17 protein-coding genes are annotated in these 20,267 nt (G+C 45.0%); 9 read left to right on the forward strand and 8 right to left on the reverse strand.

All coding sequences use genetic code 11. The annotated features are described in order from the left end of the window. Positions 1-31 precede the first annotated feature (31 nt). The 4 genes from fldA to CSH92_RS08765 all read right to left on the reverse strand — a co-directional run bounded on the left by fldA (position 32) and on the right by CSH92_RS08765 (position 3,357). Complete coding sequence (gene fldA, locus CSH92_RS08750; protein WP_100657219.1) at positions 32-556, reverse strand: flavodoxin FldA; 525 nt, start codon at positions 554-556, stop codon at positions 32-34. 28 nt (positions 557-584) lie between these two features. After that, complete coding sequence (locus CSH92_RS08755; RefSeq protein WP_100657220.1) at positions 585-809, reverse strand: DUF2788 domain-containing protein; 225 nt, start codon at positions 807-809, stop codon at positions 585-587. Positions 810-891: 82 nt separating this feature from the next. After that, complete coding sequence (locus tag CSH92_RS08760) at positions 892-1,671, reverse strand: alpha/beta fold hydrolase (protein WP_100657221.1); 780 nt, start codon at positions 1,669-1,671, stop codon at positions 892-894. 39 nt (positions 1,672-1,710) lie between these two features. Next, positions 1,711-3,357 carry an electron transfer flavoprotein-ubiquinone oxidoreductase gene (locus CSH92_RS08765; RefSeq protein ID WP_100657222.1) on the reverse strand — a complete coding sequence of 549 codons (1,647 nt, stop codon included), beginning with the start codon at positions 3,355-3,357 and terminating at the stop codon, positions 1,711-1,713. A 256-nt stretch (positions 3,358-3,613) separates the two neighbouring features. Here CSH92_RS08765 and CSH92_RS08770 point away from each other — a divergent pair, with 256 nt between their 5' ends. Then, on the forward strand, positions 3,614-4,366 hold the full coding sequence (locus CSH92_RS08770) for an electron transfer flavoprotein subunit beta/FixA family protein (protein ID WP_100657223.1): 753 nt from the start codon (positions 3,614-3,616) through the stop codon (positions 4,364-4,366). Next, entirely contained in the window at positions 4,363-5,289 is a 927-nt protein-coding gene (locus CSH92_RS08775; RefSeq protein ID WP_100657224.1) for an electron transfer flavoprotein subunit alpha/FixB family protein, read from the forward strand. Before CSH92_RS08770 ends, CSH92_RS08775 begins: the two co-directional genes overlap by 4 nt. Before the next feature lie 54 nt (positions 5,290-5,343). Here CSH92_RS08775 and CSH92_RS08780 read toward each other — a convergent pair whose 3' ends face one another. Beyond that, positions 5,344-5,652 (reverse strand): isoamylase early set domain-containing protein, encoded by a 309-nt coding sequence (locus tag CSH92_RS08780; protein ID WP_100657225.1) that lies wholly within the window; start codon positions 5,650-5,652, stop codon positions 5,344-5,346. A gap of 327 nt (positions 5,653-5,979) precedes the next feature. Here CSH92_RS08780 and CSH92_RS08785 point away from each other — a divergent pair, with 327 nt between their 5' ends. Both CSH92_RS08785 and CSH92_RS08790 read left to right on the forward strand, forming a co-directional pair. Further along, on the forward strand, positions 5,980-7,191 hold the full coding sequence (locus tag CSH92_RS08785; RefSeq protein ID WP_100657226.1) for an efflux RND transporter periplasmic adaptor subunit: 1,212 nt from the start codon (positions 5,980-5,982) through the stop codon (positions 7,189-7,191). Further along, the gene (locus CSH92_RS08790; protein ID WP_100657227.1) at positions 7,191-10,343 is read left to right on the forward strand and encodes an efflux RND transporter permease subunit; all 3,153 of its coding nucleotides are present in this window, start codon (positions 7,191-7,193) and stop codon (positions 10,341-10,343) included. The genes CSH92_RS08785 and CSH92_RS08790 overlap by 1 nt, the downstream gene beginning before the upstream one ends. A 262-nt stretch (positions 10,344-10,605) precedes the next feature. Here the strand turns inward: CSH92_RS08790 and CSH92_RS08795 are convergent, their stop codons facing one another. After that, complete coding sequence (locus CSH92_RS08795; RefSeq protein WP_100657228.1) at positions 10,606-12,909, reverse strand: TonB-dependent receptor; 2,304 nt, start codon at positions 12,907-12,909, stop codon at positions 10,606-10,608. Between the two features lie 94 nt (positions 12,910-13,003). Beyond that, the gene (locus CSH92_RS08800) at positions 13,004-14,008 is read right to left on the reverse strand and encodes a GlxA family transcriptional regulator (RefSeq protein ID WP_100657229.1); all 1,005 of its coding nucleotides are present in this window, start codon (positions 14,006-14,008) and stop codon (positions 13,004-13,006) included. A gap of 134 nt (positions 14,009-14,142) precedes the next feature. Between CSH92_RS08800 and CSH92_RS08805 the strand changes: the two genes are divergently transcribed. Genes CSH92_RS08805 through CSH92_RS08825 form a run of 5 tightly spaced genes read left to right on the forward strand, consistent with a single transcriptional unit; the run spans position 14,143 to position 18,980 of the window. After that, entirely contained in the window at positions 14,143-15,951 is a 1,809-nt protein-coding gene (locus tag CSH92_RS08805; protein ID WP_100657230.1) for an acyl-CoA dehydrogenase family protein, read from the forward strand. A 37-nt stretch (positions 15,952-15,988) separates the two neighbouring features. Then, positions 15,989-16,996, forward strand: coding sequence for an NADP-dependent oxidoreductase (locus tag CSH92_RS08810; protein WP_100657231.1), 1,008 nt, complete (start codon positions 15,989-15,991; stop codon positions 16,994-16,996). Positions 16,997-16,998: 2 nt separating this feature from the next. Further along, complete coding sequence (locus CSH92_RS08815; RefSeq protein WP_100657232.1) at positions 16,999-17,757, forward strand: SDR family NAD(P)-dependent oxidoreductase; 759 nt, start codon at positions 16,999-17,001, stop codon at positions 17,755-17,757. A 12-nt stretch (positions 17,758-17,769) separates the two neighbouring features. Beyond that, entirely contained in the window at positions 17,770-18,534 is a 765-nt protein-coding gene (locus CSH92_RS08820; RefSeq protein WP_205662146.1) for an SDR family oxidoreductase, read from the forward strand. After that, positions 18,534-18,980: a YaiI/YqxD family protein gene (locus CSH92_RS08825; protein ID WP_100657233.1), complete on the forward strand. Its 447-nt coding sequence runs from the start codon at positions 18,534-18,536 to the stop codon at positions 18,978-18,980. The genes CSH92_RS08820 and CSH92_RS08825 overlap by 1 nt, the downstream gene beginning before the upstream one ends. Before the next feature lie 9 nt (positions 18,981-18,989). Here the strand turns inward: CSH92_RS08825 and CSH92_RS08830 are convergent, their stop codons facing one another. Then, a complete protein-coding gene (locus tag CSH92_RS08830) occupies positions 18,990-20,180 on the reverse strand; it encodes an amino acid aminotransferase (protein ID WP_100657234.1) in 1,191 nt (396 codons plus the stop codon). Between the last annotated feature and the right edge of the window lie 87 nt (positions 20,181-20,267).

The raw sequence follows: 20,267 nt of genomic DNA on the forward strand, positions 1-20,267 counted from the left end.
TTAGCTATGCAGTAAAAGTAGGATAAACGAGTTAAGCTAATTCTGCTAAACACAATTCATCATGCAACTGTTTACACCAGGCTTTCACGCGCTGCTCAGTCAGTTCTGGCTGACGATCCTCATCGATGCCTAGGCCCACAAAGTGATCGTCATCTGCCATGCCCTTTGAGGCCTCAAAGTCATAACCTTCAGTTGGCCATTGGCCGACTAAGATTGCGCCTTTCGGTTCGACAATGTCACGGATCATACCCATAGCATCAAGGAAGTACTCTGCGTAATCCTCTTGATCACCACAGCCAAAGATCGCAACTAACTTATCTTCGAAATCTATTTCTTCTAATTCTGGGAAAAAATCATCCCAGTCACATTGGGGCTCGCCATAATACCAGGTAGGTATACCAAAAATGAGCAGGTCATATTCTGCGATCTGTTCTTTGGTACTTTTGGCGATGTCTTTAACATCGATCAATTGCTTACCCAGTTCTTTCTGGATCATCTTGGCAACGTGCTCTGTGTTGCCGGTATCGCTGCCAAAAAATAGGCCAACGCTTGCCATTTACTTCACCTCAGATTTAAAACAATACTTAACCCGATACGCCGTTACTGGTAAAAAAGATTTGAATAATCCCTTTAGCCATAAAGCCGACAGCGCCGAAAAATAAAACCGCATACACAACATAGCGACCCACCTTCGGGACATCATTTTTAGATAACACATCGTGCACGGCATAAGCCATCAAAAGGAACAAGGCCAGCAACGAAATATTTAACACAATGGCTTCTATGAGCTCGTAGTTTTCTGCAATCATTCGGTGCAAAAAGCGTATTGGGTGAATTTGCGCGTGAATATACCAGAAACTTAACTCTGGATGAATCCCGCAAACGGGTTATTTAACTATTGGCTTGTATGAAGTCGTTGACGATTTTGTTAAACGCCGTGGGCTTTTCAGCGTGTAACCAGTGTCCCGTGCCTTGAATAACCTTGGCGCTAACTTTTGGGAATAAACTGCGGATAACAGTTTGATGGTCGGGCGCGACATAATCTGAGTCACCACCGATGATAAACAAAACGGGATTGTTAAAAGTCTCGTTAACCTCAGGCCAGTCGATCAGTGTTGGGTAACTGGCAATAATTTCATCGACATTAAACCGCCAGCGCCATTCATCTTCATGTTGGTATAAGCTTTTTAATAAAAACTGTTGAGTAGGCGGCTCTTTTACGTGCTCACCGAGTTGCTTAAGTGCTTCGCGGCGTGTGCTTATTGCTGTTAAATCAACATTACGCAATCCCTCAAATACCGCTTGGTGCCGGTGCGGGTAGGCCACAGGAGCGATATCAGCGACAATCAGAGACTCGACTCTGTCTTGATAATGCAGGGCCAGATGCATTGCTGCCTTTCCCCCTAATGAATGACCTAGAAAATGCGCAGACGGTAACTCTAGTTCGTCTAACATTGCGGCTAAGGCCGCGCTGAGAGTAGCATAATCCAGATCATCTACTTTGGCAGATAAGCCATGGTTGGGTAAATCGACCAATACGCAATTTGCGTGGTCCTGCAGACCTCTAGCAACGCTATTGAGGTTATCGAGGCTACCAAATAAACCATGGATCAGTACTACCCACGTAGTGCTGGAAGGATTTTGACTGTTTCTTATTTGGTAATTAAGCATAACACTATCAATTAGGGTTTAGCGTGTATTAAACTCACGTTACATATTTGGGTAATTCGGGCCACCGGCACCCTCTGGCACTACCCAACGAATATTTTGCGACGGATCCTTGATGTCACAGGTTTTACAATGCACACAGTTTTGTGCGTTGATTTGGAACTTGTTGTCTCCATTGTCATCTTTTACTACCTCGTAAACTCCAGCAGGGCAGTAACGCTGTGCAGGCTCATCAAACTTGGCTAAGTTAACCTGAATAGGGATTGCTGCGTCTTTCAATTGCAAATGACAGGGCTGATCTTCTTCATGGTTGGTATTTGATAAAAATACCGATGATAATTTATCGAAGCTAAGGACGCCGTCAGGTTTTGGGTAGTCAATCTTGTTCGCATCGGCGGCCGGCCGCATTTGCGCATAATCTTGGCTATCGTCCGTTAAATTCACAAAAATCTTGCCACCAAAAATATTTTGGTCGAGGGTGTTAAAAACACCTCCCCAGAAGGTACCGTAGTTGTGGATAGCGGGACCAAAATTACGTGATCGATAGAGCTCGTCATACAACCAGCTTTGCTCAAAATGCTGAGTGAAATCACTGAGTTCTGTATGAGCCTGATCAGCTTTTAGCGCCGCAACAATGGTTTCCGCGGCGAGCATGCCCGATTTCATTGCCGTGTGGTTACCTTTAATTTTAGCAAAATTTAACGTGCCAGCCTCACACCCAACGAGGAGTCCGCCAGGAAACGTCATTTTAGGTAAACTGTTGTAACCACCTTTTGCAATGGCTCTGGCACCATATGAAACTCGCTTGCCATCCTTTAAGTATTGGGCAACGACTGGGTGATGCTTAAGGCGTTGGAATTCATCGAAAGGGCTTAAGTGTGGATTGCTGTAATTCAGATCAACAATCAAGCCAACTAAAATCTGATTATTTTCCGCGTGGTATAGATAACTGCCGCCGGTAGCGTCATTAAGGGGCCATCCCGCGGTGTGTACCACCAAGCCTTCCTGGTGATTGTCAGCCGGAACATCCCAAATCTCTTTGAAACCAATGGCATAGTGTTGTGGTGAGGCGTTTTTATCGAGATCGAATTTAGCGATTAACTCTTTGCCAAGATGGCCACGACAGCCTTCAGCAAATACGGTGTACTTTGCGCGTAGCTCCATACCAGGCATGTAACCATCTTTTTGTTCGCCATTTTCACCCACTCCCATGTCGCCCGTGATCACACCGCCGACACTGCCATCTTCGTTATAAAGCACTTCAGCGGCAGCAAAGCCGGGAAAAACTTCAACTCCAAGTTGTTCGGCTTGCTCTGCCAACCAGCGGCACACGTTGCCCATACTAACGATGTAATTACCCTGATTATGCATGGTTTTTGGTGTCACCATGTTGGGCAGGCGAGAGGCTTTTTCTTCACTTTTGAGTAAATAAATGTGGTCTTCCGTCACCGGAGTATTCAAAGGTGCGCCACGTTCCTTCCAGTCAGGAAAAAGCTCGTTTAGTGCACGTGGTTCAAATACGGCTCCTGAGAGAATATGTGCGCCGACTTCACTGCCTTTTTCTACCACGCAGACCAGTAGCTCTTGTTCAGCTTCTTGCGCTAATTGCATGATCCGACAAGCCGCAGAAAGCCCTGCTGGGCCAGCACCGACTACTACTACATCAAACTCCATCGATTCTCTTTCCACGACGCACTCCTTAAAGATATGGGCGTTAAATATTCACAGTTACACGACCTGTTTATGTTAGTCTCAAAGGCCTTTATAGTGAATTATTGATTAAACAAATAATTTGCGTTGTTAAAAACAGGTAAATTACGCACTGCGTTGCAGGGTAAATGCGGTTGACGTTTACGTCAACAGTAAGTACATTGACGCCAATTTTCATTCCTGCATGCGTCTACTACGAAGCAGGGCACGTGTTAGCCCATCTATCGAGGTGAAAATGAAAGTATTAGTAGCGGTAAAACGCGCTATCGATTACAACGTCAAAGTTCGGGTTAAGCCCGATAATAGCGCGGTGGACCTAACCAACGCGAAGATGTCTATCAATCCATTCTGTGAAATTGCCGTTGAAGAGGCTGTCCGACTGAAAGAGAAGGGCGTAGCTTCTGAAATTGTGGTCGTATCGATTGGTGATAAAGCTTGTCAGGAGCAAATTAGGACAGCACTTGCATTAGGTGCAGATCGCGGCATCCAAATTGAGACTGCTGAATCTTTGGATTCACTGCAGGTCGCTAAACTACTGCAAAAAGTTGTAGAAAAAGAAGCTCCACAGCTGGTTATTTTAGGTAAGCAGTCCATCGATTCAGATAATAACCAAACCGGGCAAATGCTGGCAGCATTAACCAGTATGCCACAGGGCACTTTCGCGTCAGAGGTGGCTATCGATGGTGATAAGGTGAGTGTTACGCGTGAAATTGATGGCGGCTTGCAAACAGTGAAGCTAGCGCTACCAGCGGTAGTTACTACTGATCTGCGTCTTAACGAACCACGCTATGCGTCATTGCCTAACATTATGAAGGCAAAACGCAAGCCGCTGGATGTTATTAATGCTGATGAGCTAGGAGTGAATTTGCAATCCAATGTTAAGACCTTAAAGGTAACTCCGCCACCGGTGCGAGAAGGTGGCGTTAAAGTGGCAGACGTTGCAGAACTTGTCGACAAACTAAAGAACGAAGCAAAGGTGATCTCATGAGTATTCTTGTATATGCAGAACACGATAACCAAAGCCTAAAGACAGAGACTCACAAGCTCGTTCATGCCGCAAGTAAGCTTGGTGACGCTATTGAAATTTTGGTGGTCGGTGCGAATTGTCAGGGTGTTGCCGATGAAGCTGCCAAAATTACTGGAGTTGCTAAAGTTCATTTAGCTGATAACGCAGCCTATGAACATCAACTCGCTGAAAACGTTGCTGATTTGGTGGTTAAGTTAGCTGCTGGTTACACACACATCATTGCGGCTGCCACCACTACCGGTAAGAATTTCATGCCGCGTGTTGCTGCACTTCTGGATGTGGCTCAAATTTCTGATGTTATCGATATTGAATCGGCAGATACATTTGTGCGTCCTATATACGCGGGTAACGCTATCGCTACCGTGCAATCAAGTGATACGGTTAAAGTTGTTACTGTGCGTGCGTCTGCTTTTGATGCGGCGGGTACTGAAGGTTCAGCGAGTGTTACTGCAGTTGAAGAAGTTGTAGAACTATCCAACTCTGAATTTGTGTCAGCCGAACTAACTGAGTCTGAGCGACCAGAATTAACTGCTGCTGATGTGGTTATTTCTGGTGGCCGAGGTATGCAGAATGGCGATAACTTTGCATTGCTCAATGGCATCGCAGATAAACTCGGCGCGGCTATTGGGGCTTCACGTGCAGCAGTTGATGCCGGTTTTGTTCCTAACGACATGCAGGTAGGTCAGACTGGTAAAATTGTAGCGCCTCAATTGTATATTGCGGTAGGTATTTCTGGTGCGATTCAGCATCTTGCAGGGATGAAGGATTCAAAAGTTATTGTTGCGATCAACAAAGACGAAGAAGCGCCGATTTTCCAAGTAGCTGATTATGGCTTGGTAGGCGATCTTTTTGAGGTATTGCCAGAGCTTGAACAAGCCTTGTAAAAGCGAGCATCTCTAAGTGATAAAGGCGGCTTGATTAGGCCGCCTTTTTATTAATTACACTTCTACCACGGAGTTCTCATCAAACCCGTACTGTGTTGGTACGTATCCATCTGCTTGCCAATCATTTTCCCATTCCGCATCGTTGAGTAAATACCTAAACTGATGAGCTTTATTTGCTTCCAAATTGAGTGTTTGAGTAAAACTTCCATCTTTAAGTTTTTTCATTGGAGCTACACTCGTATCCCAATCATTAAATTCACCCACCAATCGAACTGTATCAGCGGCTTTTGCTTCTTCCTTGGCAATTTTGAAAGTCACTTTACAAACAGGTTTTGATTTAAGGTATTGCTTCTTTAGACTCATGATTTTTATCCTATCGGCTATCTGTAATTTAATTACAAAATACGAGCAAAAAATGAGCAAAACAAGGTTTTTTTAGTTAAATTTTAGTGAAATTAATGTTGGTGAATTTCACATTTGGGGGGTTATGAACTTTTTATTAACTTTTTTGTAATAAATACCATTCGGCGTTGACTATGTTACAAGTGCACAGTCCTACAACACCGCTTTTATCCGTGTAAATAAGCCAAGGATTACTGCAACAATTTGAAATAATTATTAACAAACTAAATTAAACTTAGGTCAAGTAACTGCGGTAAACTACACGTGTGACCACACATAAGGATAAAAATGAGTTCTTCACTTCGTAAAACCGGGATCCCGATTATCATCATTATCATCGCAGTTGTTGTTGCCGGCGGTATGGTAATGTCACGTAAACCTCCTGAGAAAAAGCCCGTCGAGGTTCAGGCGTTATTGGTTGATGCTCAACCAATCCAATTCGAGAATGTAACCTTTGAAGTGTTGACGCAAGGAAATGTCGTACCTAAGAACCAAACCGCGTTAACTGCGCAGGTTTCTGGCAAAGTGGTGAATATTGCTGAGAATTTTGTTGAAGGTGGCTTTTTCCGTCAAGGTGATGTGTTAGTTGAATTAGAGTCTGATGACTTTGTTACTGACGTCAAGTTAGCTGAAGCAGAGCTCGCACGCAGTCAAGCAGCGTTGCAAGAAGAAATAGCGCGTGGTCGGGTTGCTGAACAAGAATGGCGTTCAGTTAATAAAACTACGCCGCCAGAACTTGGTTTAAGAAAACCGCAACTTGCGCGTGAACAAGCCAACGTGAAAGCTGCAGAAGCGCAGCTAGAGCGAGCTAAGCGCAACTTGGCAAGAACTCAAATACGTGCGCCATATGCTGGTATGGTAGTTTCGCGCAATGTGGATTTGGGTCAATTCATTACCACCGCAGCAAATTTGGGCGAGATATATTCCACTGACACCGCTGAAGTGCGTTTACCACTGACAGATAGTGATCTGGCGTTCATCGATTTAAACAATCATCAAATTTCAGCAACTTTGTCAGCCGTTGTGGCCGGCAAGATGACTACATGGCAAGGTAAAGTAGTGCGCAGCGAGGGCGTTTTGGATCAACGTTCACGAGTTGTTTATGCAATTGTGCAGATTGATGATCCGTATTTGGTCAAGGGGGAACGCAATGGTTTGCCCATTCGGTTTGGTCAATTTGTTAATGCTTCAATAAGTGGGAACTCCGCCGAAAACCTTGTAGTTTTGCCGCGCCATACACTGCGTCTTGATGGCACTGTCGTTGTAATAACTCCAGAACGAGAGTTAGCGATTCGGAATGTCGAGGTAATGCGGGCAGATGAAGAGCATGTTTACATAAGTGGTGGTCTGCAAGCATCTGATTTGGTCGCTTATAGTGCCATCCCTAATCCATACGATGGAATGCCGGTAAGACTTTCTGGAGAAGAGGACGAACCGTCAAAGTCCGAACAAGATATCAGTGAAGACAGTGACGCGATAGCCAAACGAGGTGATGAATAATGTCACGTATAGATACACATTCAGGTGTAATCGCTTGGTTCGCGCGCAATAGCGTTGCCGCGAACCTACTCATGTTTATCTTGATTGTCGGCGGTTTTTTTGGCGCTTACGCAATCCAAAAGCAGGTTTTTCCAAATTTTGAGTTAAACATTGTACAAGTTCGTGTGCCTTATCTTGGTGCTGCGCCGCAAGAGGTTGAAGAGGGGGTAATCCTCAAAATTGAAGAGGCTATAAAAGACCTCGACGGTATCAAAAAGATCACGTCTACAGCAACCGAGGGCATGGCAAACGTCAATATTGAGGTAGAGGACGAGTACGATACTCAGATTTTACTGGATGAAGTCAAAGCCCAAGTTGACGCAATCCCCAGTTTCCCGGCAAATACTGAAAAGCCAGTGGTCTATCGTCTAAAAGCGCAGCAAGACGTTATTTGGGTATCGGTTTATGGCGACGCGAATGAACGAGAGCTCAAAGAATTTGCCAAAGATTTACGTGATCAAATTGCTAACTTACCTGGTATCTCAAACGTTCAGGTTGTTGGCGATCGCGATTACGAAATTGCGATTGAATTGTCAGAGCAACGCTTACAAGAATACCAACTTACTTTTAGTGATGTTGTAACAGCAGTGCGACAGTCTTCCATTGATTTGCCAGGTGGTGCAATTAAGTCAGAAAATGGCGATATTTTATTGCGCACTAATGGTCAGGCTTATAACGGTTGGGATTTTGCCCAAATCGTTTTATCCACACGAGCAGATGGTACACGGTTGCTGCTTGGCGATATTGCCACTATTGACGATGGTTTTGTGGAAAATAATCAGTATGCGTTATTTGATGGCAAACCAGCGGTCAGCATTCGTGTGCGCGCGGTGGGTGAACAAAATGCATTACAAATCTCAGAAGAAGTTAATCGCTTTTTAGATAAAAACCGCGCGAATTTCCCCGCTAACATACAAGCCGATTCATGGGGGGATAGCTCTTTTTACCTCGCCGACCGTTTAAACATGATGTTGGAAAACATGTTGATGGGAGCCATTTTAGTTTTCATCGTTTTATCACTATTTTTAAAAATTAAGCTCGCGTTCTGGGTAATTGTTGGCTTACCTGTGTGCTTCTTAGGCACTCTATTAGTGATGTCACTGGATGCCGTTAACGTGTCTATCAATATGCTTAGCTTGTTCGCCTTTATACTGGTGTTGGGAATTGTGGTTGACGATGCCATTATCATGGGTGAATCGGCTTACAGTGAAATAGATAAGAAAGGGCATAATGCTGAAAATGTGATTGCAGGTGTCAAAAAGGTCGCGATGCCGGCTACGTTTGGAGTATTGACGACGATTGCTGCGTTTACTCCAATGCTCATGGTTACAGGAGTTTTTGGCATCATCTGGAAAACCATTGGGTTAGTTGTAATCATTTGCTTAGCGTTTTCATTGATTGAGTCCAAGCTGATATTACCCGCTCACTTGGTGCATATGAAATTAAAACCCTACGATCCCAGCAAAGCGAATCGCTTTCAGCGTTTCCGTGACTTTTTCAGCGAGGGGATCAAAGATTTCGTTAAGAATACCTACACTCCATTCCTAAAAAAAGCGGTCAAAAATAGGTACACCACCTTGGCCACTTTCTTTGCCATGCTGATTTTAACGATCGGTTTATTTGGTGGTGGTTTCGTGCGTTTTGTATTTTTCCCGAATATTCCTAGCGACTTCATGATGGCATCTATCGAATTGCAACCAGGTTCATCTCTGGCTTCCCGCGACGCAGCGATAGATGAAATGTTGGTTGCCATGCATAAAATGGATGCAGAGGTGGAAGAAGAGTACGGTGAAGGTGTAGTTAAACACTCAATCGCCTTTGATAATGGCCCTCTTGCTGGTCAGATATTCGTTGAGTTAACCAAGGGGGAAACTCGCGATTTAACTGATTTCGAAATTCATGAATTGTGGCGTAAGTACATTCCTGAAATTGCTGGCGTAAAAACCTTTAGTGTGGGAGCGCCGGGTGGCCCTGGTGGGGGTTCTGATTTAAGTTTCGAGTTTAATTCATCGAATATAGATGAATTGCGTGCAATAAGTCAGGACTTGAAAAGCTATCTTGAAGGTTACAACGGCGTCACTGACATTAATGATACGTTTAGTGGCGGGGCTGATGAAATTAAGCTGGATATTCGTTCAGAGGCTCAAGCACTAGGGATCACCTTGCAGCAATTAGCACAGCAAGTTCGTTTTGGCTTTTATGGCGCTGAAGCGCAACGCGTTCAACGTGACGATGAAGAAGTTCGGGTAATGGTGCGTTATCCAAAAGAAGAGCGGACGTCAGTAGGTCATTTGGAGAATATGCGGGTTCGCACCCCAACGGGTGAAGAAGTACCATTCCGCCAAGTTGCGGACATTGAGTTGGGTCAGGGTTTTGATTCAATTATACGGGTTGATGGCTTCCGCTCTGTGACGGTAAGTGCCAAAGTCGATAAAGCAATTTTAGAGCCGGGTGAAGTCGTTAACGAGGTTACCAGTGATGTAATCCCTGATTTGTTGCAGCGTTATCCGCATGTCGATTTTAAACTGCAAGGTAATTCTCGCGAGCAGCAAGAAGCAACTTTCTCATTGTTGAAGGGAATGTTGTTCGCCATGTTTGCGATATACGCGTTGTTGGCAATCCCATTGCGTAGCTACTCACAGCCATTAATCATTATGTCGGTGATCCCTTTCGGTATCGTTGGAGCGATTGTGGGCCACTTATTGTTGGGGCAAGCGGTTAGCGTTTTATCGATTTGTGGGATCATTGCGTTATCCGGAGTTGTGGTAAACGACAGTCTGATTATGGTCGACTTTGTAAACCGCGCACGAAAAGAAGGGCACTCATTAGTGAATGCTGCCATTGAGGCTGGCGCGCAGCGCTTTAGAGCAATTATTCTCACCTCATTAACAACGTTCATGGGGCTGTTGCCGATTATTTTCGAGCGTAGTTTACAGGCCCAAGTAGTTATTCCAATGGCGATCTCATTGGCATTTGGTATTTTGTTTGCCACGGTTATCACTTTACTGCTGGTGCCAGCGCTTTACCTGATTTTGGATGACTTAAAACGTATCCTGACACGCAAGAAGCCATTACCTCCGAGTGATGATCAAACGGCCGCGATTGCCAAATAAGGACTAGGGCAAGCTATTAATAATAATGCCCGCACTCTATTTTTAAAAAGACCAGTTATCCGCAAGATGACTGGTTTTTTTGTTTGAATTCATTGATTAACACAAGGTACTGAACGCCCCCCCTTAGAGGCAGGTTATGATGCTGTAGGAAAAATGATATGGGTAGGAGCTTTACAAAAAAAAGCCCCAGACAAGATGCTGAGGCTTCAAGCAATATGAACAGTCAACGCCCAAGCGTAGCTTGAGCATGACCCGATAGTGTTTAGTAAAAACTATACTTCACTTCAACACCCCATACACGAGGCTCATTTACGATACCCGTTAGGTTGTTGAAGTCTACCGCAGCTTTCACATTGTCTTCGTCGGTAATGTTACGTCCGAATAGCACGATTTGATAGCCTTCAGCATAGTTTTCATAACCAATGCGTAAACCGCCTTCGAAATTGTCATCCGTCGTGAATTCAATGGAATCATACAAGAATAAACTTGTTTCACCTTGGAAAGCCCAATCGGTGTAAGCAAAGAATTCTCCATCATCACCGAATGGGATCGCATAGCGAGCGGTAAAGTTGAAGATGGTTTCTGGTGCTTGTGGGAATGGATTTCCGTCGATCGACGCACTGAAACCATCAGGACGCGGATCAAAGACCGTACAGTTGCCTGTAGCACCAAATGCTGGATTTGCACCGCACGGCATTACTGTTAGCGTATCATCTTGAATTTCGGTGTGATTATAGCTGTATCCGGCAGTTAGGGTAAGCGCTTCTGTGGCTAACCATTGGGCGTCGATTTCAAAACCATAACCAACCCCTTTGTCAGCATTCACCAATGCAGTAAAGTTGTTTCCACCGCCGATGGCAGACAATTGCATATCATCAATTTCATAGTAGAAAGTGGCAACATTTAAACGCAGCGAGTCATCCAATAAGTCTGACTTAAAACCTGCTTCAATTGAATTGATGGTTTCTGCATCTGCAACACTTGGAGCACCTTCAAAGGCAACATCGCGGCCTTGGATTGTTTGTGCTCTGAAACCATTAGCTAAACGCGCAAACACAGACGTGTTGTCAGTTACGTTATAGTTCGCACTAAGCTCAAAACTCATTTGTCCATCGTCAACATTAATGTCGTCATAATCTTGTATGGTAGCGTCACCGGTAACTAAGGCAAAACCATTGACGTTTTGCGCGCCAATAAATAGTGATTTTTCATCGTGTGTATATCGCACACCACCAGTAATATTTAGCTTTTCGTTAACTTGGTAAGAGGTTTGTGCAAACACCGCCCATGTTGTGTTTTCATGCGTTACTGTAGTGGCACCAAAGTAGCCATCAGTACTGGTAACGCTAAATGATGAATCAAACAAGAACAAACCGGCTTGCCAACTTAGTGCATCAGAGGTATCACTAGCAAAGCGAATTTCTTGGGTCATCTGTTCCAGATCATTTAGATCATCTTGGGTAACCGCGTCAAAGGGGATAAAGCCCGGATAACTTAACTCTTCGCTGCCATCACCATTGATATCGGCTGGTGCAAACAACGCAACGCCGCCATCAATATCACCAAGGCTGTAGCCTTCAGCGGTCTCAAGTGCAGTAATCGAAGTCACAGTGAAATCACCAAAGTCGTAATCCAGTTTTAATGATGTACCAAAGTTACGATACTCTTGTGGGTTATTGTCAGTGCCATCACCGGTCAGATCACCGTTGTACCAGACCACGTCACGATCATAATTTTGGTTTAAATCGTTTGAGCCTTTAGTAAAGATGTTGGCTCTGAAAATCGATGCAGTCCCCTCAAGATTGCGTCCATGGACGTTGAGAAGAGCAGAAAAGTCATCGTTAGGTGAGTAAAGTAATTGTGCGCGATAGGCTTTTTCATCGAAGCCACCCAGCGCGTCTTTTTGATTGGTATATGCGTTATCAATGTAATCATCGCGGTCTTGCGATAATACAGAAATACGTCCAGATAGGTCGTCAGTTAATCCGCCACCGACAGCCGCTTCAAAATTAATCGTGCCATAAGAGCCGAAACCTAGTTTCGTGTAACCATCAAAATCTTGCGTTGGTTTAACCGTATCAAACTTTACGATACCTGCAGTTGTGTTACGTCCGAACAAGGTCCCTTGAGGGCCACGGATCACTTCTACTTGTTGCATATCGAACAATGGGAAGCTTTTTAGTACAACGTTTTCCATTACTACATCATCCATTACGATGGATACTGGTTGTGATGCAGCAAGGTCAAAGTCGGTATTCCCGAGGCCACGCATATAGAAACGCGGTGCTACTCGACCGTTTGATGACTCGGCATAAAGTCCTGGAACTCTTACTGCCAGTGCTAAGATATCTTCACCGCCAGAAAATAATGATTCAAAGCGCTCACCGTTAAGGGTTGCTATGGAAATAGGAACTTCTTGGATGGATTGAGTACGTTTTTGTGCTGTTACGGTAATTTTTTCAAGTACCGCATTCTCTTTTTCTTCTGCGGTCTGAGCGACAACACTTGACGTACCGAGCGCACAGCATACTGCGAGCGCTAGTCGAGCTTTGTTCATTTGTTTCATTGTGTGTGTACCAAAATGGGAGTTTAGGTTTGAGTGTACTGACAGTTCAGCGGTTTTATTTTAACAGCAACGAAGCAACTCTGACCAGTGCAAATTAACGGCGAAAACTGGCCCTGTAATAGCCGGGAGAGAAACCTGTAATGCGTTTAAACAAACGAGTAAAAGAACTGAGATCGTCGTATCCTATCTGTTGAACAATTTGGCTGATAGGCGTTTGTGTGCTGACTAGCAATCGCTTGGCATTTTCCAGCCGAATACTCTGTAAATATTGCTGCGGTGTTTGCTGTGTTGCTCTTTTAAAACGCCGATTAAGGGTGCGTGGAGAGAGAGAAACCTGAGCTGCCATAACGTCAATCGTAAGCGGTTGAGCATAGTGATTGTCCAGCCAATCCTGTAGCTGTGAAATCTCGTTGTCATGATGAAACTTTTTTCGCTGTAAAGGGGCATATGCTGCCTGCTGTCCACGCGCAAATTCGATGACGTGCGCCTTTGCAGTATCTGCAGCCGTTGTGTGGTCGGTATAACGCTCAATAATACGCAATACTAAATCGAACCACGCCATACCGCCGCCGGCGCAAAAGAAGGGTGGATCTTCCGTAATTAACAATTCTTCACGCAACTGAACTTTAGGAAAGAGTTGCTGAAATTGCGCGGAATATCCCCAATGTGTTGTCGCTAAACGATTATTTAATAACCCAGCATTGGCCAATAAAAATGTACCGGTACAGTTGCTAGCGATATCACAACCTGCACGATATAGCCGAATAAGGTGGGGGAGTATCCCGCGGGTTTGCTCTAGAACCTGTAAAATATTGCCACCAATCGTGGGGATCATAACAATATCAGCGTGTTCAATATCTTCTAATGCACTGTGGGCCATCAAAACATTATTGTTTATACAGCGCACCATTCCCCCATCTAAGCTTGCGATTTGTACGTTGAATAATTTTTTTACGGGTTGCTGATTGATGCGCTGCATAGCAACTCCGGCTAACGAAAACATATCTATTGCACCACTAATCGATGAAGCTAGGGCTTGATCAAAGCCGATGATCACGACGGAAAAAGGGCCTGCTGTGACCGGACTGTTCTGTTCCATAATAGTGATTGAGCCTAAGTTATTAGTTCGGTGAATGAGTGGCGGTATAGACCAAAAATATGTCATTAGAGACAATTATAATCAACTTTTTTTCATGTAACACTGACTGCTCATTTAATACATGAGGTTCAGCAATGGCAGAACAACTTGTCCCTCGTCAGGAATTACAGTTTCAATTATTTGAAAATTTAGCGGTCGGCGATCTTCTCTCCCGCGACGTTTTTGCTGATCACGATGTGGCGTCAATTGAAGCTATATTGGATACCGCGGAACAAATTGCCGAAGAGAAATTTCTTCCGCACAACACCATAGCAGATAAAGATGAACCGACGTTCGATGGCCAAAAGGTTTCGATGCTCGCTGCAGTAAAAGAAGCCTTTGATGCCTATCGAGACGCTGGTTTTATTGCTGGTCGCTATAGTTTTGAAGATGGTGGTTTACAACTGCCTGAAACCGTTATGACGGCGTGCGCGAGTTATTTTATGGCGGCTAATCCGTCATCAACGGCTTACCCATTTTTGACCGCCGCGGCAGCAAACGTCATCAGCCATTTTGCTACTGAGGACATTAAACAACAGTTTATGCCGCGCATGTTAACGGGGGAATTTACCGGCACAATGGCACTAACTGAGCCACATGCAGGCTCGTCGTTAGCTGACATTCGCACGTCAGCTACGCCGGTTGATGATGGCACATATCGCCTTAAAGGCAGCAAAATCTATATCAGCGGCGGGGAACACGAACTTGCGCAAAACATTGTTCATTTAGTGTTAGCGAAGATCCCGGGTGGGCCCGCGGGGGTGAAGGGGATTTCATTATTTGTAGTACCCAAATACCGTTTAGATGATAAGGGGGAAGTAGGGCCACGCAATGATGTCACTTTGGCTGGTCTTATCCACAAGATGGGCTATCGCGGCACGACTTCAACTGCGTTAACCTTTGGCGAAAACGATGATTGCCACGGCTATTTAGTTGGTGAACCACACCAAGGATTACGTTACATGTTCATGATGATGAACGAGGCGCGTATTGGGGTTGGTTTTGGTGCAGCAATGATTGGGTATCGCGGTTACCGCTATTCGTTGGAGTATGCCAAAGATCGTACGCAAGGGCGTAAAGCACCACACACGCGGCCGGAAGATCCAGCTGTTGCAATCATTCAACACGGCGACGTCAAGCGCATGCTATTGGCGCAGAAAGCGTACACTGAAGGTGGCATGGCTTTGTGTTTTTATGGGGCTATGCTAGTTGATGATTTAACCAGTTTACCTGCAGGTCAAGAAAAAACAGCAACTGCTGAATTGCTTGATCTATTAACTCCGGTATGTAAAGCCTGGCCATCTGAATTTGGCCCGAAAGCCAATGATTTAGCGATCCAAATCCTGGGCGGTGCTGGCTACACTCGAGAGTATCCGGTAGAACAATGTTGGCGTGACAATCGCTTAAATCCTATTCATGAAGGAACCAATGGGATCCAAGCGCTTGATTTGATGACCCGCAAACTTTGGCAAAATCAACAATTAGGATTACGCACGTTACAACAACGTCTAGCCGAAGATATTGCCGCCGCTGTTTCTCCGCGTACCGCAGCGCTAGTGAGTCTGTTGCAACCTTATCTAAAGCGTCTGCCGAGTTTAATTGAGCATATCGGGCAAACACTAAACAGTGATAAACAAGCTGAACTATTGGCGAATGCACAATGTTTCATGAATATTTTCTCTTCAGTAGTAGTCAGTTGGATGTGGTTGCGACAAGCGAATACGGCCCTTCGATTGTTAGCTGAGAATATCGAGGGCAACCCACAACGCATACAGTTTCTTGAAGGTAAACTGCGCGCTGCTGAATATTACTTCCGTTGGGAGTTGCCGTTAATAGAACGTGATTTCGGGCTCATATTGGCAGTGGATGATTTGTGTGAAACCACCCAAGTTGAATGGTTTTAAGTTAACTAAAATAGATTAATTAAATAGGAATACAACGATGGAAAATAGACAATTTTTACTTGCTTCTCGCCCTGTGGGTGAGCCAACTCAAGATAACTGGAAATTAGTCACTTCACAAACGCCAGCGCTTGGCGAAAATCAAATTCTGGTACGCATTGATTTTATCTCGCTTGATCCAGCTATGCGTGGCTGGATGAATGACGGTAAAAGCTATATTGAGCCTGTTCAAATTGGAGCGGTTATGCGCGCTGGAACAGTGGGAGAGGTCTTAGAGTCAACCGATCCTAATTTTGCTGCTGGAGACTTTGTTTACGGGCATTTCGGGGTTCAAGAGTATGCGGTTGTGAATACACAAGGAGTACATAAAGTCGATCCGAGCTTGGCGCCGCTTGAACGTTATTTAGGCGTATTAGGCATGCCAGGAATGACAGCGTATTTCGGCATTTTAGACACCGGTAATCCGCAGGCCGGCGAAACGGTTGTTGTTTCAGGTGCCGCTGGTGCGGTCGGTACTGTGGTGGGTCAGATCGCGAAAATTAAAGGCTGTCGCGTCATAGGTATCGCTGGCGGACAGGACAAATGTGATTACCTTATTAATGAGCTGGGCTTTGATGGTGCGATAGATTATAAAAATGAAGATGTAAAGCAGGGTTTAAAGCGTGAGTGTCCGAAGGGCGTTGATGTTTACTTTGATAATGTCGGTGGTGACATTTTAGATGATGTTTTAACCCGCATAAACTTTAAAGCGCGTATTGTTATCTGTGGTGCTATCAGCCAATACAATAATACTACACCGGTAAAGGGACCTTCTAACTATCTCTCTCTATTGGTTAATCGTGCCCGCATGGAAGGTATCGTGGTCTTTGATAATGCAAAAAATTATGGCAAAGCAGCTGCCGAAATGGCGGGTTGGATTGCGCAAGGCAAACTTAAAGCCAAGGAACATGTGGTCGAAGGTTTTGAAAAATTCCCAGAAACCTTAATGATGCTATTCAAAGGTGAAAACTTTGGAAAATTAGTACTTAAAGTTGACCACAAGGACTAAGTATGACGACGTTAAGCGGAAAACGGGTTGTTGTAACGGGGGGCGCGTCAGGGATTGGTGAAGGCGCGGCTCAGTTAATGGCAGAGCGGGGCGCAAGCGTGGTAGTGAGTGATGTTAACCGCGAGGCTGGTGAGTCGCTTGTGGAGGCGTTGAAAGCGCAGGGGCATGTAGCATATTTCCATCAAACAGATGTCTCTGATGCGGAAGCGATCCAGGGTTTGATGGCATATGCAGATGAGGAGATGGGCGGTATTGATGTGTTATTAAATAATGCCGGTATCGACCATGACCCAGCGCCTTTCCTTCAGATTCCTCAAGTCGCGTTTGATCGTAATATTGCCGTCAACCTTACTGGCGTTTGGCATTGCATGCGCGCTGCGCTACCGATTATGTTAAAACAAGGCAATGGTCAAATAATCAACGTAGCGTCGGTTGCAGGTTTACGTTCATCGCCAATGCTTGCTGCGTACAGCGCAGCTAAGCATGGTGTGATCGGGTTAACTAAGGCGGCTGCTGTAGAGTATGCGCGTGCGAATATCCGATGTAATGCTATTTGCCCTAGTTTCATTGATACGCCAATGGTGCAAAACACGCTTAAGAAGGTAGACGAGAGAGCTCAGCGAGCAATTGTTGGTGCTAATCCAATGAAACGTTTAGGGACCGTTCAGGAAATCGCTAGTGCGATAGCTTGGTTAGCGAGTGATGAATCAAGCTTTATGACCGGTCAAAGTGTCGTCCTGGATGGCGGCATGTTAGCGTAACGAAGAGAGTGAATGATGCAGAATTTGTTTGATTTAAGTGGTAAAACCGCGCTTGTAACAGGAGCCAGTCGAGGTATTGGAGAATCTATTGCACGTTTACTAGCGCAATACGGTGCGCATGTGATCGTATCTAGCCGTAAGATTGATGATTGCCAAAAGGTTGCTGACAGTATTGTTAGCGATGGGGGGAAGGCGACCGCACTTGGCTGTCACGTTGGTGAAATGGACCAAATCGAGCGACTGTTCGATACCATTAAGCAGGACTTTGGTAAACTTGATATATTAGTTAACAATGCTGCCGCCAATCCGTATTTTGGCCATATTCTGGACACTGATCTTGGTGCTTATAATAAAACGGTTGATGTAAATATTCGTGGCTATTTCTTTATGTCGATAGAAGCTGGAAAAATGATGCGTGAACAAGGTGGCGGTGTGATCCTAAATACTGCGTCTGTCAACGGGATCCGCCCGGGCGACATGCAAGGTATTTATTCAATCACTAAGGCCGCGGTTATCAGTATGACTAAGTCGTTCGCCAAAGAATGCGGGCGTTTTAATATTCGTGTTAATGCATTGCTTCCTGGTTTGACTGAAACTAAGTTTGCTTCAGCACTTACGACCAATGAAAAAATCCTGAAAACGGCGTTAATGCAAATTCCATTGGGGCGCACTGCACAACCTGATGAAATGGCTGGCACAGTTTTGTATTTGGTATCTGATGCCTCTAGTTATACAACCGGTGCTACTGTCGTCGTTGATGGCGGGTATTTGGTCTAATGACCATCTGGGTTGATGCAGATGCCTGTCCCGTGATTGCGCGGGACATTCTGTTTAAAGCGTGCCAACGAACGCATACGGAGCTGCGTTTGGTCGCGAATCAATTCATTAAAACACCACCAGCTTCGCATATCAGCAGTATTGTGGTGGAGAAAGGTTTTGATATTGCGGATGATTATATAGCGGCGAATTGTGTGGTTGGCGACTTAGTCATTACCTCAGATATTCCATTGGCTGCTGAAGTCTTAGCCAAAGGCGCTGACGCGTTAAATCCACGTGGTGACGCTTATGACCGAAGTAGCATTCGAGCACAGTTAACCATGCGGGATTTTATGGATACCATGCGCGCCAGTGGTGAGAGAACCGGCGGTCAGAAAGCTTACGGTCAAAAGGAAAAACAGGCTTTCGCCAATGCGTTAGACAGGTGGCTCGCAAAAGCCACCTAATGGTTACGCTTATAAAACGGCGATAATGCTATCAGCCAAGCGTTCAACGTTACTTTGGTTGATCCCGGCAATGTTCACGCGGCTAGAGTCAACAAAATACACGCTGTTTTGCTCACGCATCTGTTGCACTTGCTCTGGCGTAATACACAGATAAGAGAACATGCCTTTTTGCTGATTAATAAAAGAAAAGTCGCGATCAGCGCCTTTATCCGCCAAAGCACTCACCAACAATGCGCGCAATTCTTTCATGCGTTCACGCATGGCGTTAACTTCATCGGCCCACTCTTGTTTGAGCTGAGCGTCGCTTAGAACAATATCGACCAAAGCACCACCATAACTCGGTGGCATTGAGTATATACCACGCGCTACGCTCTGGATCTGGCTCTGTGCTACCGTTTTATTTTTGCTATCTGTCGTAATAATCGCGGCAAGACCTACACGTTCGCGGTATAAACCAAAGTTTTTACTGCATGAAGCTGCAATGATGACTTCAGGCAGATGCTCGGCAAATAATCGGACCGCATAAGCATCATCCTCTAACCCATCACCAAAGCCTTGGTACGCAATATCAAAGAAAGGCAAGAAACCTTGTTGTTCGGTTACCGCTAAAACCTCACGCCATTGCGCAGGTGTTAAGTCACCGCCTGTCGGGTTGTGGCAACATCCATGAAAAAGGACAACGTCGCCTTTAGGTACTTCTTTGAGCGCATCGATCATTTGATCAAATTTGACGGCAGCATTGGCTTTGTCGAAGTACGGATAGGTTTTTATCGCCAGGCCGGCATTTCCAATCAGTGGAATATGATTGGCCCACGTAGGATCACTGACCCAAACCGTTAAATCCTTATTCACTCGGGTTAATAACTCCGCAATTATGCGCAGCGCTCCACAACCGCCGGGTGCCTGAACCGCCGCAACGCGATCAGCGATTAATACTGGGCTTTTATCTCCCAGTATGAGTTGTAACATACCATCAATAAACCCTTGTATGCCTTGGGGAGTGATATAAGTTTTTGTGGTTTCCGTTGCTATCAATTGTTTTGCGGCAGCAGCAACTGCTTTAACAATCGGAGTATTCCCTTGTTCATCCTTATACACACCAACGCCTAGGTCGATTTTATTAGGGTTAGGATCTTGTTTATAAGCAGCAGATAATCCCAAAATTGGATCAGCGGCTAACTGGGGTAATACTTCAAACACGGAATGTCCTCATTAGGTTAGGTTGGCGACCGGCGCATTATGCCATTGTGTTTATGCTTATGACCAGTGCACAGTGCTATTATTCTT

It is taken from the genome of Neoalteromonas flava, assembly GCF_002807685.1.
GTDB classification, from domain to species: Bacteria; Pseudomonadota; Gammaproteobacteria; order Enterobacterales; family Alteromonadaceae; genus Alteromonas_E; species Alteromonas_E flava.

What these genes read in the sequence shown, in the direction of transcription:
- CSH92_RS08805 (WP_100657230.1), top strand. Translation starts at nt 14,143, where the DNA reads ATGGCAGAACAACTTGTCCCTCGTCAGGAATTACAGTTTCAATTATTT.
- CSH92_RS08825 (WP_100657233.1), top strand. Translation starts at nt 18,534, where the DNA reads ATGACCATCTGGGTTGATGCAGATGCCTGTCCCGTGATTGCGCGGGAC.
- CSH92_RS08795 (WP_100657228.1), bottom strand. Translation starts at nt 12,909, where the DNA reads ATGAAACAAATGAACAAAGCTCGACTAGCGCTCGCAGTATGCTGTGCG.
- CSH92_RS08785 (WP_100657226.1), top strand. Translation starts at nt 5,980, where the DNA reads ATGAGTTCTTCACTTCGTAAAACCGGGATCCCGATTATCATCATTATC.
- CSH92_RS08755 (WP_100657220.1), bottom strand. Translation starts at nt 809, where the DNA reads ATGATTGCAGAAAACTACGAGCTCATAGAAGCCATTGTGTTAAATATT.
- CSH92_RS08815 (WP_100657232.1), top strand. Translation starts at nt 16,999, where the DNA reads ATGACGACGTTAAGCGGAAAACGGGTTGTTGTAACGGGGGGCGCGTCA.
- CSH92_RS08810 (WP_100657231.1), top strand. Translation starts at nt 15,989, where the DNA reads ATGGAAAATAGACAATTTTTACTTGCTTCTCGCCCTGTGGGTGAGCCA.
- CSH92_RS08760 (WP_100657221.1), bottom strand. Translation starts at nt 1,671, where the DNA reads ATGCTTAATTACCAAATAAGAAACAGTCAAAATCCTTCCAGCACTACG.
- CSH92_RS08790 (WP_100657227.1), top strand. Translation starts at nt 7,191, where the DNA reads ATGTCACGTATAGATACACATTCAGGTGTAATCGCTTGGTTCGCGCGC.
- CSH92_RS08770 (WP_100657223.1), top strand. Translation starts at nt 3,614, where the DNA reads ATGAAAGTATTAGTAGCGGTAAAACGCGCTATCGATTACAACGTCAAA.
- CSH92_RS08800 (WP_100657229.1), bottom strand. Translation starts at nt 14,008, where the DNA reads ATGGAACAGAACAGTCCGGTCACAGCAGGCCCTTTTTCCGTCGTGATC.
- CSH92_RS08820 (WP_205662146.1), top strand. Translation starts at nt 17,770, where the DNA reads ATGATGCAGAATTTGTTTGATTTAAGTGGTAAAACCGCGCTTGTAACA.
- CSH92_RS08780 (WP_100657225.1), bottom strand. Translation starts at nt 5,652, where the DNA reads ATGAGTCTAAAGAAGCAATACCTTAAATCAAAACCTGTTTGTAAAGTG.
- CSH92_RS08775 (WP_100657224.1), top strand. Translation starts at nt 4,363, where the DNA reads ATGAGTATTCTTGTATATGCAGAACACGATAACCAAAGCCTAAAGACA.
- fldA (WP_100657219.1), bottom strand. Translation starts at nt 556, where the DNA reads ATGGCAAGCGTTGGCCTATTTTTTGGCAGCGATACCGGCAACACAGAG.